Origin of the sequence: Mycetocola tolaasinivorans, assembly GCF_003667565.1 — a bacterium.
Classification (GTDB): Bacteria; Actinomycetota; Actinomycetes; order Actinomycetales; family Microbacteriaceae; genus Mycetocola; species Mycetocola tolaasinivorans.
Genome location: NZ_RCUX01000007.1, coordinates 104,936 through 118,685, shown reverse-complemented (window position 1 = coordinate 118,685; position 13,750 = coordinate 104,936). Strand labels below are relative to the sequence as shown.

Below are 13,750 nucleotides of genomic sequence, written 5' to 3'. Positions count from 1 at the left end.
GGCCCACCGCTCGGAAGGCTATTTCTGGGCGTTATCGCGCTCGGCCATCTTGGCCAGGCGCTCGTTGTAAGCCCGAAGTTCGGCATCGTTTGTGCGGTCGGCTCGGCGGTCCGAACGACGCTGTTCCTTAACGTCGTTTCGGCTCCACTGCACGGCCACGGCGATCGCGAGGGCCACGGTGGGGATCTCCCCGATGCTCCAGGTGATGCCGCCGCCCACACGCTGATCGTCCATGGGGAGATCTCCCCAGGTGCGGCCGGTCGCGCCGAACCAGTCGGCCACAAACAGCCCCGTATTGGACATGATCGCGAGGCCAAAGAACGCGTGGAACGCCATCGTCGCGATCAGCAGGATGAGGCGCATCGGATACGAGAGGCGGTGCGGCACCGGATCGATTCCGATAAGCGACTGCACAAACAGGTAGCCGGTGATCACGAAGTGAATGATCATCCACTCGTGACCGATGTGGTCCACCATCGACCAGCGGAAGATATCGGTGTAGTAGAACACCCAGAGCGAGCCGGCAAACATCACCGCGGTGAACACCGGGTTGGTGATCAGCGTCGCAAAGCGCGAGTGCACGGCGGTGAGGATCCACTCGCGCGCCCCGCGAGAGCCGTCCTGTCGCTTGCGGATCGCCCGCATGGCGAGGGTCACCGGGGCACCGGGCACCAGCAGCACCGGTACCGCCATGGTGAGGGCCATGTGGCCCAGCATGTGGGTCGAGAACAGGAAGCGCTGGTAGACGTTGATACCGCCGCTGGTGATCCACATCAGCAGCAGGAGCCCCGCGATCCAGGACACCGCACGCAGTACCGGCCACTTGTCGCCACGCTTATGCAGGCGATACATGCCCATGATGTAGAAGAAGATACCGAATGCGCCCACCAGCAGCCAGATGAGGTCGATCTCCCACATCGTGAACAGGCGCCACGGGGTGAGCTCGGGCGGCAGCTTATCGCCGGTCAGAAGCTCGGCCGGGGTGCGCGTGGGCAGAAGGTCCTCGACCACCGGGGTCGCGGTGCGCCCGAGGGCCGCGGCCACACCCGAGGCGATACCCATGAAGGCCAACTCGGCCACCACGATCCACCAGAACGTCGAGTTCTTTCCACGCTTTTCCAGGCGATCGATCATGCGCAGGCGATACGAGGCACCAAACAGGCCCAGAATAACCAGCGAGAGGCCCTTGAGGACCACCAGGAGGCCGTACGGGGTCGTCAGCTGCTCGAGGGATCCCACGCGCAGCGCAGCGCTCGCATAGCCCGAAATGGCGACGACCACAAAACAGACCAGCGCAAGCGTTGAATAGCGGGCCAGCACGATCGGGAGTCGGCCACGCTCAAGATGCTGTCGAATAAAGACGAGGGTGAGCAGGCCACCGAGCCAGACACCCGCGAACAGCAGGTGCAGGCCGAGGGCGGTCACGGCCTGGCCGTGACCCGAGGTGCCGGCCGCATGCCCCTGCTGCGCCATCGGCAGGAGGGAGAAGGCCGCGAGGACGCCCACGAAAAACACCAGGGTCTGGTTGCGCACGGAGAAGCACAGCACCGTGACGGCCGCGGCGATCAGCGTGGTGATCAACCACGCCCGTCCGGCCTCGACATCGGTGAAGAACACCCCGATCTTCGACCCAAACTCGGCGGTGAGCTGGAACGGCACACCCGAAACGTTGAGGAAGGTCAAGACCCCGGTTGTACCCGAGGCCACCGTGAACACGGCGGCGCTCGCGGAGGCGACATCCAGGGCCGCGCCATACTCGCGACGCTGCGGCGTCAGGGCAAACAGCACCAGCGTGAGGGCACCGATCATGCCGGCCGCGGAAATGTTGACCACCATCTTGGCGATGGGCAGTCCGTAGCGCACCCCGGCACCCGGATCACTAAGCTGCTGCGCCTGAGCACCCCCACCGATGGCAAGCGCTACGAAGAGCGCCAGGACGGCAGTGAGCAGCAGAACTGCCGGGGCGATGATGCGGGTTACTCGTGACACCGCTCCAGCCTACGCGAGTACGTGCACGGTTAAACGCAGCAGAGGCAGACCCACGCGGGGTCTGCCTCTGCTCACGCTGTGAAGCTAGATGCCAAAAAGCAAAATTACTTAGCGGCAGCCTTGAGCTTCGAACCAGCCGAAACCTTCACCGAGTGACCGGCCGGGATCTGGATCTCGGCGCCGGTCTGCGGGTTGCGGCCGGTGCGAGCGGCACGAGCGGTGCGCTCTACAGCGAGCCAACCCGGGATGGTGACCTTGACGTCGTTTGCAACCGACTCGGCCAGAACGTTGAACAGGGCATCGAGCACGCCGCCGACAGCAGCCTGGCTCTGGCCGGACTCGGAAGCGATCTTCGCAACGAGCTCGGTCTTGTTAAGAGTCTTATCAGCCATGAGTGTCCTCCTCGGACTTTCTTGCAGTCTGTAACTGGTACGTTCCACGAGCTCGCCTGAGTTCGCAGCTGGTCCACGAGGACCGCCTTGAATGTACCAGAAATCCGCATGTTTTCGCGGATATTCACGCCAATGCGGCCGAAAATGCCCGCGTGTCGCCGGATTCTTTGATTTTGTTCACAGTCTGCGCCCTATTTTGGCGGGTTAAACGCCTCAGGGCGCCCGTCGAAACGGACGCCCTGAGGACAAGAACTTCACCGTGTGGTGAGGTGGAAGGAGAACCTACCAGCTCGACTTGGTGATACCCGGCAGCTCACCGCGGTGAGCCATGTCGCGGAAGCGCACACGGGAAACACCGAACTTGGTCAGGATTCCACGGGGGCGACCGTCAACGGCGTCGCGGTTGCGCACGCGCACCGGCGAAGCGTTGCGGGGCAGCTTCTGCAGACCCAGGCGAGCGGCTTCGCGCTCGGCGGGGGTCGAGTTGGGGTTAACGAGGGCCTTCTTCAGCTCGAGACGCTTTTCTGCGTAGCGCTCGACGATGACCTTGCGCTGCTCGTTCTTCGCGATCATGCTCTTCTTAGCCATGTTTAGCGCTCCTCTCGGAATTCAACGTGCTTGCGCACTACGGGGTCGTACTTCTTGAGCACGATGCGGTCGGGGTTGTTCCGGCGGTTCTTGCGGGTTACGTAGGTGTAACCGGTGCCCGCGGTGGAACGGAGCTTGATGATGGGACGTACGTCCTGGTGCTTAGCCATGATTAAATCTTGCCTCCACGAGCCAGGATGTCCTTGACGACGGACTCGATGCCGCGAGCGTCAATAACCTTGATGCCCTTAGCGCTCAGGGTCAGGGTAACGTTGCGACGAAGCGAGGGTACGTAGTACGTCTTCTTCTGAACGTTGGGGTCAAACCGACGCTTGGTGCGACGGTGCGAGTGTGAAATGTTGTGTCCGAAGCCGGGTACGGCGCCGGTCACCTGGCACACTGATGCCATTGTGAATCTCCTTGAATACCGCGAAACCGATGGTTTCGCCCAAGATCTCTTGTCGGCACGAAGTGACTCGCGCCCGAGAGAGCGAGGTTTTCGTACGATCCGAACGGGGGAGTCCGTCCGGCCAAGGGTCAAGCTTATCTCATTCCGACGCGCCCGGCAAACCCGAAATGAGCCCTCGGCCGAATGGTCGTGACCGCTACCGCGCGGCCACCGCCTCGGCCGGGGCAACCTGGGAGACAAAGCGACGCAGCAGTGCCTCAACGTGCGCGGTGGGCACCGCGGCAGGACCCCACACGTGCACCCTGTAGTTCATGCCGGTAAACCCGGCCAGCAGCAGGCCCGACTCGAGCTCGGCGGTCTCCTGGGTCGCGCCGTGCGCAATGGCCCAGGACCCGACAACCCGGCACCACTTTTCGTGCGCCTGCGCGAGGATCCCGCCCTCGGGAGAGTGCAGCCGCTCGGTCACCCCGGCCTCAAACGCCAACCGGCTGGCAAGCAACCCGCGCCGCGTCAGACCTTCCGCCCACACGCGGAGCCCGCGCTCGATCAGGTCTTCCCCACTCAGCGAGAGCGGATCCACCCCCGTGATCTCGTTCGCCTGCCGGTCGCGCACGACCCCGAGGATCTCCTGGTCGAGCTGTTCCCTATTTCCAAAGTGATAGACGAGTGCGAACGTGCTCACGCCGAGCGCATCGGCGAGCGAGCGGAACGACGCCTGCGCGAGCGGAACGTCGACGAGATACTCGAGTATCTGATCGAGCAGCTCCGTCTTCCGTTCCGGATTTCCGGTCCGTGCCATGTTTTCCCCCAAACAACGATCCGAGCCCGCTGCGGTGCGTACTCGTCTGCGGTATTTTCCGCGGTGCTCGCATTATAAGAACGCTTGTTCTGAAAACAGGCTGGGAGTCCGGGGGATCGAACGTCGCCGTGTCGCAATCCAGGTGTTATCCTTCCGATTGTTATCTAGGAAGGGGACCGCGTGGGCCGTCCGGCAAATCCAAACCGCAGGCCAGAGCTGCTCGCGCAGATTCTGGAGTACGTGGCATCATCGTCGCTCTCGCGCGTCACGTTCCGCAGCCTCGCTTCCGCGCTGGGTGTCAGCACCTACGTGCTGGTCTACCATTTCGGCTCCCGCAAGGAGCTCATCGACGCCATCCTGGACGAGAGCGTGCGCATGCGCCGCGAGGCCCTCGACGGGCTCGACGTGGCCTCATTCAGCCGTGAGGAAATGCTCGTCTGGATGCGCGAAGCCTTCATCGCCTCGCTCGAGCCGCGGCACCTTCCGGGAATTCGCATCCAGTTCGAGGCAGGTTCGCTCGAGCGGATCGACCCGGATATCGGCACCCGAATTACCGATTCTTACGGGGTCTGGCGCGCCCTCTTTGGCGAGTGGCTGCGCCGTCAGGGCGTGGCGACGGCCGAGATCGATCGCCTCGCGGTGCACATCACAAACTGCCTGTTCGGCACCCAGTTCGGCTACCTCATCACGGGCGACCGTGAGGCCACCATCGACGTCTTCGACATCGCCCTCGCCACCACGATCGGCCAGGTAGACGCCGCCACGGCATAGCCCCCTACGTACACGCGCCTCGGGCGGTCACGGCAAATGCCCTGACCGCCCGAGGCGTTTTCGTCGCACCCACTTACTAGTGGGAATCGAACCCCTGATCGGTCAGCCAGCCGCGGATCCCCTCGCGCCCGCTGAGCGCCGCAATGTCTCCCACGCGCGCCGCGACCTGGGCCGGCCAGTCGTACTCGCTGCCCTGGGTGCGGTAGTAATCGGCGATGACCTCCTGGTAGCGGCGCACCTCCTCCAGGGTGTCGGCGTCTCGATAGCGCTCGGCGTGGTGCACGGCCGTCGGGGCGAGCCGTGGCTTGATGCCCGCGGTGTCCTCCGGATCCGGGTAGCCGAGGGCCACCGCGATCACCGGGAACGTGTGCCGAGGCAGCCCGAGCTCGGCCTGCACGGTTTCGGGATCGTTGCGAATCGACCCGATGATCACCGTGCCGAGCCCCAGGGATTCCGCCGCCAGCACGGCGTTCTGCGCGGCAATGGCCGCATCCACAAATCCGGTCAGGGTCTGCTCGAGATAGCTCACCGTCGAAATGTCCCCGCCCTGATCCGTGGCCACCACACCCGCGCGGTGATAGTCGGCCACCCACACCAGCAGGAGGGGTGCCGCGCTAATAAAGGGCTGACGCGCGGCGGCCGCGAGCCGGGTGAGCCGCGCACGATCGCGCACCGATACGACACTCCAGCTCTGCAGGTTTGAGGAGGTCGCCGCCGACTGCGCGGCCGCAACAATGGTCAGCAGCTCGGGGTCGCCCACCTCTCGCTCGAGAAACCGTCGCACGGATCGGTGCGCAAACTGGCGCTCCAGTACCGCGTTCCACTCCCCCGAACCGGCATCCACCCGCTCGCCGAACCGGCGACGGAACGCCTCACTTCTGCCGGCGCCACCCGCCTCAACCTCATCGCTGCGGACAAACTGATCGGGGGTGGTCTCGGCGGACACCGAGGACAGGGAATTCGACACGGGTGTTTCCTTTCGGGAGTGGTGCGTTAGTGCGCCAATTCTCGAAGTTCGGGAACGGCGGCGTGACTGATGTGATCCACGAGCTCTCGGATGAGTCGTCGGTCATCGGGAAGCTGCGTGACGGCGATGCGCAGACACGGGGTGTGCCGCTCATCACCGGGATAGGACGTACGACCCGAACCGACATCGATGCCGGAGCGGGCAAGGTTGATCAGGGCGACGGCCTCGTCCGGGATGTCCACCCAGACCACGAGGCTGTCGGCCCCGGCCCGCGCGGTCAGCCCGGCATCGCGCAGCTCCTCAAGGAGGAGGGTGCGGTGCCGCGCATAGGCCGCGGTGGCGAGGGACACACTGTGGGCGGCCCCCTGGTCCCGAATGAGACCCGCGAGCGCGTTTTGAAGAATGCGGCTGTTGGAGGCATACCCGTTGCTGCGCGCTTGGTTGACGCGCTCAACCAGCTCGGCCGAGCCGGCGAGGACGGCGGTGCGAATATCCACGCCGTAGGCCTTGCAGAAGCAGCGTACGTGCAGCACGCGGTCCGCAAGTTCCTCCCCCAGCGATACGCGAGCGGTCGGGCCCAGCGGCCCGATCGTGTCATCCTCCACGATCCAGACGGCCGGTGCCTCGCGCAGCACCGCCGCGAGCTCCCCCATGCGCTGCCGGGAGAGTCGACCAAACCTGGCATACGAGCCCGTGGGCTGGAGGACAATGCCGGACACGCCCTGGGCGAGGGCCGCCCGGACCGAATCGACCAGTGGGCCCTGCTCATCGGCGTGGATCGTGACCGCGGCCACGTCCAGCTCGCGCAGCATATCGAGGGCACCGGGCGCGGCCGGCACCTCGACGCCGATCGGCCCACCCTCACGCGCGATCGCGTTCAGGGCGAGGTACATCGCCTCGGTGCCACCGCCCGCCGTCGTCCAGGCGGGTGGAACAAACGGCCAGCCGGGCTCGAGCTGCCGCTGCAACCGAGGCAGGATGTACTCGCGCCCCACCACGTTGAGCGACTCCTCGCGCAGGGCATCCACCAGGATTCGGCCGAGGGCCGGATGCAGGTCGTACTGCGGATATCCCCAGGACAGATCGATCTCGCTCCACTGAACCGTTCGGGTTTTGCCCTTGCGGGTATCAGCGATCGTGGTGCCACCGCGACGCTTGGTTTCCACCAGGTCGGACTCGCGCAGCAGCGCCCAGGCGGCGGCCACGGTACTGGGGCTCAGCTCCAGCACCGTAGCCACCTCGCGAATCGTCGGCAGACGGTCGCCCACGGCCAGCTCCCCCGAACCGATGAGCTCGGCTACGTGGTTGTGCAGCTGACGCGCGTTGCGAATCGTCCCGGCTCGTCCATCGAACGGCCCGGGCCCACTGTCTCCATACATATCTCTGCCCCTTAGGTTCCGAACTCATATCATACGGAACTTTGCGGCTCGAATGTTTCGCGATGTTCGGCGCGCAAATGGAGTGGTGCTACTCGGTGCGCTGGAGCACCCGATCATCGATCGAGATGCTCTCGGCGGCATCGATGGCCGCCGGGTTTTCGCTCCCCGCACGGCGCGCGAGCTCCTCCCGAACCCGAATGTGCGCGGGCACCGCCGGGAGGCCGAAATTCTCGCGCAGCGTGGTGCCCGCGTAGGAGTCCGGGTAGACGCCGCGCTCCTGCAGCTCGGGGACCAGGCGATCGGTGATCTCGGCCACGCCGTTCGGGAAGTCGCTGGGGTAGTAGTTGATGCCGTCCAGGGCGTCCGACTTCAGGTAGTGCACCAGCTTGTCCGCGACCTGTCCGGGGGTTCCGATGAAGGCCCGCGGGCTGTGGAACCCGGCCACCAGCTCGCGCACCGAGCGGTGACCGCGCTCCTCGAAGCGCTGCCGCCAGCCGCGGGCCACCGACTGCGGGTCGTTTCCGGTGTGGACGATGCCGTGACCAAGGTTCTGCTTGGTGATCACCGGCTCGGTCTCGGGCAGCGGGCCATCGAGGTCCAGGTCCGGAAGCTCAATACCCCAGACGTCCTCGACCTGCTGGCGGATCGAGCGGTCATTCAGCAGGTGCAGCCGCTGCTGATGTTCGGCGCGCTCCTGCGCTTCGGCCTCGGTGTCCCCCAGGATCACGCTCGCGCCGGGTAGCACCTTGATGTCGTCGCCCGGGCGACCGTAGCTGCGCGCGCGAGCCCGGATATCCGCGGAGTACGCCACCGCGTCATCGAAGTCGATCTGGAACGTGTAGAGCGCCTCGGCGTGACGGGCCGCAAAGTCGCGCCCCTCGGCCGAGTTTCCGGCCTGGAAGTACACCGGATACGGCTGCGGGCTCGGCGGAACGCTCGGTACCGCGCGGAAGCGCTGATACTCGCCGTGGCTCTCGACCAGGCCGATACCCTCCGACCAGGCCTCGGCCTCGGTGGAGTGCGCGACCGCGTCGGTGGGCCAGGCCTCCCACAGCGCCTGCACCCCGTTGACGTATTCCTCGGCATTTGTGTAGCGAGCGGAGTTCGGCAGCCAGCCGGGCTTGCGGAAGTTTCCGCCGATCCAGGGGTTTTCGGTGGTGATCACGTTCCACGCTCCGCGGCCTCCGCTCAGGAGATCCACGGTGGCTAGGCGTCGCGCCAGCTCCACCGGCTTCGAGTAGGTGGTGTTCAGGGTTGCGGCCAGGCCGATGTTTTTGGTGCGGGCGGCGAGAAACGCGAAGTGCACCAGGGCATCCTGACGCCCGGTAAAGCGAATATCGTTCAGTTTTCCGAGGTGCTCGAAGTGGCGCTGCGCCTCGCCGAACAGCACGGTGCTGAACAGCCCACGCTCGGCGTCCTGCACAAACTTCAGCGTGATTTCCGGGTCGAAGTAGTCGCGGTGATCCTCGGTTTTTGCCCACTCATACTGACCGCCAAATCCCAGGAACAGGGAGAGGTGGAAGCGGGCGTTCGGGCGGGGGTAGTCGGGTGTTGAACTCATGATTCTCTCCTGATTCAGCGCGCGGCGCGCTCGAGGGCGAAGACGTTCTGACGCGGGGCGAGGGCTAATCGCTCCGTGAGGGTACGGGCGATAGTCGCCCGCTCGTGCACGCCGCGCTCGGCCAGGGCCGGCAATACGGCCTGGGAGAGCAGCGGAATGTCCACGTCGTTGACCGCGGGAAGGAGGCGAACCCCGTCCACGTGATCGGCAATACCGGCGAGAAGCTCGGTGAGGGCTGCCGGGGTGCCGGCAAAGAGTAGGGCCGGGCGGTCCTCGTTCCACTCCCCCGCGGCCTCGAGCTCGGCCAGGCGGCGGGCGGCGGCGTCCGAATCGGCGGCAAGGACAACCCGGACATCCTGGATCACCGAGCGCGCCCCGGCGGCACGGGCCGCCGCCGCGCGGGCCGACACCTCCTGCGGGCCGCGTGCGTCGAGGAACACGACGTCCACACCCTCGCCGAGGTTATCCCCCGCATAGCCGAACACAACGAGCTGACCCTGCGGCGGGCGGGCAACAATACTCGGCCCTTCGACGGTAAAGAACTCCCCCACAAAGTCGGTATTGTGCCAGCGCTCGAGGTTGAAGAATCGCGGAATGCTCTGATCGGCGAGGATCGCGCCGTCCTCCCAGGTGTCCCAGATGCGGCGCACGGCGGTCACAACCTCGACCGCCTCGCGGTGCAGACGGTCGGTATCGGTGATCTCCTCCTCGTTGAAGGACGCCGCGATCGCCGGGGTCTCATCGATCGTGGGGATCCAGCCCGCCCAGCCTCCCGAGGTCCAGTCGACGCTCGCGAGCTGGTTGGCCAGATGGAAGGCCTCCGCGCGGATGGTGTTGGTGTCCACCACGATGCCGATGTTGTGGGTGTGCCCGGCGAGGAAGCCCGCAAGTTCGGTGGCGCTCAGGCGAATCAGCGGATTCCGGGTGGGAAACTCCCCCGGTTCCGGCGGCGTGCGCAGGCTCAGGAAGTCGTATCCGGCCTCGTCCAGGTGCCGCGCCTGCCCCGCGATGTGCTCCGGGTTCAGGGCGACGTGCGGCGGATGCGTGGCAAACCTCCACGCCGCTCGATGGCTGCCCACGAGATCCAGCTCGATCCCGATTACCAGTTCTGTCATGTCCTGCCCCTCACTCGATTGTCTCGGTCAGCAGTCACGATATAACCGTCGGAATCATGTGTGCGAGTATGTCTCTTTATTTCGTAACAAATTATGTGTGTGGTTCTTTTGTAGCGAGTATGGGGCTCACCCCGGGCGCGCCGCGTCCCCAGATTCTCGGAAGGAAGCCCACGTGACGCCCTATATTCTGCGCCGAATCGGCTATGCGCTGTTCGTAGTGTGGGCCGCATACACGGTGACTTTTGTGTTGCTTTATCTTCTGCCCAGCGATCCGGTCGAGCTCATGCTGACCACCACGGGGGCGGGGGAGAGCTCGCTGAAGGTGTCCGATGAGGCGCGAGCGGCACTGACCGCCAAGTACGGATTCGATCAGCCGTTCATCATTCAGTACCTGATGCTGCTGGGCCGCGCACTCACCGGAAACTTTGGCGACTCGCTGCAGCACAAGACACCGATCACCGAGCTCATCGTGAGCACCGCACCGCAGACCCTGCAGCTCGCCGGACTGGCCCTGCTGTTCTCACTCATCATCGGTGTGGGAATCGCACTGCTGGCCAATTTCAGCCGCTCAAACCCGGTGCGCAGCATCCTGTTTTCGCTCCCGCCGGTGGCCGCGTCACTCCCGGCGTTCTGGATCGGCCTGCTGCTCCTCCAGTTCTTCTCCTACCAGCTGAAGTGGTTTCCGGCGCTGGGCAACAACGGCTTCCCGGCGCTGGTGCTGCCCGCGCTGACCCTCGCCATTCCGGCCGCCGCGACCTACGCCCAGATTCTCGGGCGGGGGATGGCGAAGGAGCTACACGCCCCCTACATCGATATCGTGCGGGCCAAGGGGGCGTCCCGGGCGCGCGTGCAGCTCGTTCACGCGTTCCGAAACGCCATGCTGCCTGCGCTCACGATCCTCGGCATCACGATCGGCGGAATCCTCGCCGGCGCAGTGGTCACCGAGACGGTTTTTTCTCGCCGCGGGCTCGGCCGACTCCTGCAGGGGGCGGTCGACGCGCAGGATATTCCCCTGGTGCAGACCCTGGTGATCCTCTCCGCGGTGGCCTTCGCCGTCGCGAACCTCGCGGTAGACCTCATTTATCCGCTCCTCGATCCGCGCATTGCGCGCGCGGGAAGGTAACACCATGGCACACGGTTCAGACACCCTGATTGACCGCGATACCGCGGCGAGCGCGGCCGCGGTTGCGGGGGAGTGGCCCGCCCCGGGCGACACGGTGGCACCGCGCGAAACCGACATCGCCGGCGCACTCGACGTGGCCGAGGCGGAGCCCCACCGGGAAAAGCTGGGCGCACGCCTGCGCCGCATCGACTACGGCCTGGTCATCTCGGTGGCCGTGGTGGTGCTCGTCCTGCTGTGGGCGCTGGTGCCCAGCTGGTTCACGCCCTACGATCCGATTCTCGGGGTGGGGGCGGATGCCAAGCAGCCGCCGAGCGGCGCGCACCCGTTTGGCACCGACGCTATCGGGCGCGATATCTTCGCCCGAGTGGTGCACGGATCGGCGCTGTCACTCCAGGCCACGGCCCTCGCCATCGCGATCGCGTTTGTGGTCAGTGCCGTGATCGGTCTGCTCTCGGGATACGTGGGCGGCTGGGTGGATGAGGTGCTCATGCGCATCATCGACGTGCTGCTCTCGATCCCCTCGCTGCTGCTCTCGCTCATCCTGATCACCGCCCTCGGCTTCGGCACGATGAACGTCGCCATCGCGGTGGGAATCGGGTCGGTCGCGGCCTTTTCGCGGGTGCTGCGCTCCGAGGTACTGAAGGTGCGCACCTCGGCGTTCGTCGAGGCGGCGAAGGTGTCCGGGGTGCGCTGGTGGTCGATCCTGATCCGACACGTGTTCCCGCACGCCGCGACCCCGATCCTGGGCCTCGTGGCGCTCGAATTTGGCGCGGCTATCCTCGCCATTTCAGCCCTCAACTTCCTCGGCTACGGCGCGAAACCGCCCACGCCCGAATGGGGCACCCTGGTGGCCGATGGCCGCTCCCACCTCGCCTCGGCCTGGTGGATGACCACGCTGCCCGGCCTCGTAATCGCCGTGGTTGTTCTCGCCGCCGCCTATATCGGCCGAACCCTGGAGAACCGACGATGACCCTCACCGACCCCGCTGTCGCAACCCCGGCCGTTGATCACACCGATTCGGTCCTGCGCATCTCCGATCTCAGCATCGCCTACTCCGCCGGTGCCGGGCGACGCGTGGAGGCCGTGCGCGGCGTCTCCCTGCACGTGCAGAAGGGGGAGACGGTGGCCCTCGTGGGCGGCTCCGGCTCGGGCAAGTCGACGATCGCGCTGAGCACACTCGGCCTCCTGCCGCGGGCCGCCTCGGTAACCGCCGGGGAGATTCTGATCGACGGCATCGACGTGGCCGGGGCATCGGAGCGCACCTGGGCACGCAAGCGCGGTGCGTCGATCAGCCTGATCCCGCAGGACCCCACCGTGAGTCTTGACCCGGTCTACCCGATCGGGCGGCAGATCGCCGAGGTGCTCGCCATTCACGGCACCGTACCGCGGGCGCTGCGCCGCGAGCGCGTGCTGGAGCTGCTGCGTCAGGTGGGCATCGACCGGCCCGAGCAGCGTGCCGATCAGTTTCCGCACCAGCTCTCCGGTGGGCAACGGCAGCGGGTCCTGATCGCCATCGCGATTGCCAACAATCCCTCGATCTGCATCGCCGATGAACCCACCTCGGGGCTCGATGTGACCGTGCAGAAGCGGGTGCTGGATCAGATCGATCAGCTTCGCGCCGAGCACGAGACCGGCATCCTGCTGATCACCCACGACCTGGCTGTCGCCGCCGATCGCGCCGACCGCATCATCGTGCTCGAAAAGGGCCGCATCGTCGAGCAGGGCACCCGGGACGAGGTGCTGGGCAACCCCACGCACCCGTACACGCGCGCGCTGCTGGAGGCCGCCCCCTCGCTCACGGCGGTTCCGGCAGCACGCCCGGACGTCCTGGTCGAAGCCCCCACGCTGCTGCGGATCACCGACCTCCACAAGACCTACGGCCACGGGCAGGGAGCGGTGGCCGCCGTGAATGGTATTTCACTCGAGGTGAAGCGGGGGACGACCCTGGCCATCGTGGGGGAGTCGGGCTCGGGGAAGTCCACCACCGCCCGCATCATCACCGGCCTCGAAACCGCAACCTCGGGCACGCTCGACTTCGACGGCGTTGACCTCCACGGCGCGAGCGCCCGCACCCGGCGGCAGCTCTCCCGGCGCATTCAGCTGGTGCAGCAAAACCCGTTTTCCTCGCTGGACCCGCGCTTCACCCTCGCGGAGATCATCGGGGAACCGTTGCGAGCCTTCGGGGCGTCACGGTCCGCCCGCACACCGCGCGTGCTGGAGCTTCTGGATCAGGTACGCCTACCCCGCAGCTTCGCCGGCCGGCGCCCGGGGGAGCTCTCCGGCGGTCAGCGTCAGCGCATCGCCATCGCCCGGGCCCTCGCCGCGGCCCCAGACTTCGTGGTGCTGGATGAGCCGGTCTCGGCACTCGACGTTTCGGTCCAGAAGCAGATCCTCGACGTCCTGAATGAAATCCAGCGCGAGACCGGGGTCACCTACCTCCTGATCTCGCACGACCTGGCCGTGGTGCGCCTGATCGCACACGAGGTCGCGGTGATGCAGGCCGGCGAGATCGTCGAGTCTGGCCCGACCGCGGACGTCTTCGAGCGTGCCACACACCCGTATACGCGCCGCCTGATCGACGCGATTCCCGGCAGCCGCCACCAGGTTTCCCCCTAGCCCCACCCGCACCACCCCATCCACACCCCCATTCGCTCCTC

At 66.0% G+C, this 13,750-nt stretch carries 14 protein-coding genes; 4 read left to right on the top strand and 10 right to left on the bottom strand.

The window, feature by feature from the left end:
• Nucleotides 1-18: 18 nt before the first annotated feature.
• The 6 genes from D9V32_RS10380 to D9V32_RS10355 form a co-directional block, all read right to left on the bottom strand.
• Nucleotides 19-1,989 (bottom strand): bifunctional copper resistance protein CopD/cytochrome c oxidase assembly protein, encoded by a 1,971-nt coding sequence (locus D9V32_RS10380; RefSeq protein ID WP_220700690.1) that lies wholly within the window; start codon nt 1,987-1,989, stop codon nt 19-21.
• A gap of 104 nt (nt 1,990-2,093) precedes the next feature.
• Nucleotides 2,094-2,381: an HU family DNA-binding protein gene (locus D9V32_RS10375; protein ID WP_030147642.1), complete on the bottom strand. Its 288-nt coding sequence runs from the start codon at nt 2,379-2,381 to the stop codon at nt 2,094-2,096.
• 282 nt (nt 2,382-2,663) lie between these two features.
• The gene (gene rpsN, locus D9V32_RS10370) at nt 2,664-2,969 is read right to left on the bottom strand and encodes a 30S ribosomal protein S14 (protein ID WP_121648832.1); all 306 of its coding nucleotides are present in this window, start codon (nt 2,967-2,969) and stop codon (nt 2,664-2,666) included.
• A gap of 2 nt (nt 2,970-2,971) precedes the next feature.
• The gene (gene rpmG, locus D9V32_RS10365; RefSeq protein ID WP_030147640.1) at nt 2,972-3,139 is read right to left on the bottom strand and encodes a 50S ribosomal protein L33; all 168 of its coding nucleotides are present in this window, start codon (nt 3,137-3,139) and stop codon (nt 2,972-2,974) included.
• Between the two features lie 2 nt (nt 3,140-3,141).
• A complete protein-coding gene (gene rpmB, locus D9V32_RS10360) occupies nt 3,142-3,378 on the bottom strand; it encodes a 50S ribosomal protein L28 (RefSeq protein WP_030147639.1) in 237 nt (78 codons plus the stop codon).
• 196 nt (nt 3,379-3,574) lie between these two features.
• Nucleotides 3,575-4,177 carry a TetR/AcrR family transcriptional regulator gene (locus D9V32_RS10355; RefSeq protein ID WP_121648831.1) on the bottom strand — a complete coding sequence of 201 codons (603 nt, stop codon included), beginning with the start codon at nt 4,175-4,177 and terminating at the stop codon, nt 3,575-3,577.
• Between the two features lie 180 nt (nt 4,178-4,357).
• Here D9V32_RS10355 and D9V32_RS10350 point away from each other — a divergent pair, with 180 nt between their 5' ends.
• Nucleotides 4,358-4,948, top strand: coding sequence for a TetR/AcrR family transcriptional regulator (locus D9V32_RS10350; protein ID WP_121648830.1), 591 nt, complete (start codon nt 4,358-4,360; stop codon nt 4,946-4,948).
• Nucleotides 4,949-5,024: 76 nt separating this feature from the next.
• Here the strand turns inward: D9V32_RS10350 and D9V32_RS10345 are convergent, their stop codons facing one another.
• The 4 genes from D9V32_RS10345 to D9V32_RS10330 all read right to left on the bottom strand — a co-directional run bounded on the left by D9V32_RS10345 (nt 5,025) and on the right by D9V32_RS10330 (nt 9,970).
• Complete coding sequence (locus D9V32_RS10345; RefSeq protein WP_220700689.1) at nt 5,025-5,915, bottom strand: nitroreductase family protein; 891 nt, start codon at nt 5,913-5,915, stop codon at nt 5,025-5,027.
• Nucleotides 5,916-5,941: 26 nt separating this feature from the next.
• Nucleotides 5,942-7,294 carry an aminotransferase class I/II-fold pyridoxal phosphate-dependent enzyme gene (locus tag D9V32_RS10340; protein WP_121648829.1) on the bottom strand — a complete coding sequence of 451 codons (1,353 nt, stop codon included), beginning with the start codon at nt 7,292-7,294 and terminating at the stop codon, nt 5,942-5,944.
• An 88-nt stretch (nt 7,295-7,382) separates the two neighbouring features.
• Entirely contained in the window at nt 7,383-8,855 is a 1,473-nt protein-coding gene (locus D9V32_RS10335; RefSeq protein ID WP_121648828.1) for an NtaA/DmoA family FMN-dependent monooxygenase, read from the bottom strand.
• Between the two features lie 14 nt (nt 8,856-8,869).
• Nucleotides 8,870-9,970 (bottom strand): LLM class oxidoreductase, encoded by a 1,101-nt coding sequence (locus D9V32_RS10330; RefSeq protein WP_121648827.1) that lies wholly within the window; start codon nt 9,968-9,970, stop codon nt 8,870-8,872.
• A gap of 172 nt (nt 9,971-10,142) precedes the next feature.
• On the opposite strand from D9V32_RS10330, the gene D9V32_RS10325 reads away from it, so the two are divergent.
• Genes D9V32_RS10325 through D9V32_RS10315 form a run of 3 tightly spaced genes read left to right on the top strand, consistent with a single transcriptional unit; the run spans nt 10,143 to nt 13,709 of the window.
• Nucleotides 10,143-11,093: an ABC transporter permease gene (locus D9V32_RS10325; RefSeq protein ID WP_121648826.1), complete on the top strand. Its 951-nt coding sequence runs from the start codon at nt 10,143-10,145 to the stop codon at nt 11,091-11,093.
• 4 nt (nt 11,094-11,097) lie between these two features.
• Nucleotides 11,098-12,063: an ABC transporter permease gene (locus tag D9V32_RS10320; RefSeq protein ID WP_121648825.1), complete on the top strand. Its 966-nt coding sequence runs from the start codon at nt 11,098-11,100 to the stop codon at nt 12,061-12,063.
• Entirely contained in the window at nt 12,060-13,709 is a 1,650-nt protein-coding gene (locus D9V32_RS10315; protein WP_121648824.1) for a dipeptide ABC transporter ATP-binding protein, read from the top strand. Before D9V32_RS10320 ends, D9V32_RS10315 begins: the two co-directional genes overlap by 4 nt.
• Nucleotides 13,710-13,750: the final 41 nt, after the last annotated feature.

Bases quoted from the DNA above. Each gene is read 5' to 3' on its own strand.
- D9V32_RS10330 (WP_121648827.1), bottom strand. From the start codon at position 9,970: ATGACAGAACTGGTAATCGGGATCGAGCTGGATCTCGTGGGCAGCCAT.
- rpmB (WP_030147639.1), bottom strand. From the start codon at position 3,378: ATGGCATCAGTGTGCCAGGTGACCGGCGCCGTACCCGGCTTCGGACAC.
- D9V32_RS10335 (WP_121648828.1), bottom strand. From the start codon at position 8,855: ATGAGTTCAACACCCGACTACCCCCGCCCGAACGCCCGCTTCCACCTC.
- D9V32_RS10340 (WP_121648829.1), bottom strand. From the start codon at position 7,294: ATGTATGGAGACAGTGGGCCCGGGCCGTTCGATGGACGAGCCGGGACG.
- D9V32_RS10320 (WP_121648825.1), top strand. From the start codon at position 11,098: ATGGCACACGGTTCAGACACCCTGATTGACCGCGATACCGCGGCGAGC.
- D9V32_RS10315 (WP_121648824.1), top strand. From the start codon at position 12,060: ATGACCCTCACCGACCCCGCTGTCGCAACCCCGGCCGTTGATCACACC.
- rpsN (WP_121648832.1), bottom strand. From the start codon at position 2,969: ATGGCTAAGAAGAGCATGATCGCGAAGAACGAGCAGCGCAAGGTCATC.
- rpmG (WP_030147640.1), bottom strand. From the start codon at position 3,139: ATGGCTAAGCACCAGGACGTACGTCCCATCATCAAGCTCCGTTCCACC.
- D9V32_RS10355 (WP_121648831.1), bottom strand. From the start codon at position 4,177: ATGGCACGGACCGGAAATCCGGAACGGAAGACGGAGCTGCTCGATCAG.
- D9V32_RS10375 (WP_030147642.1), bottom strand. From the start codon at position 2,381: ATGGCTGATAAGACTCTTAACAAGACCGAGCTCGTTGCGAAGATCGCT.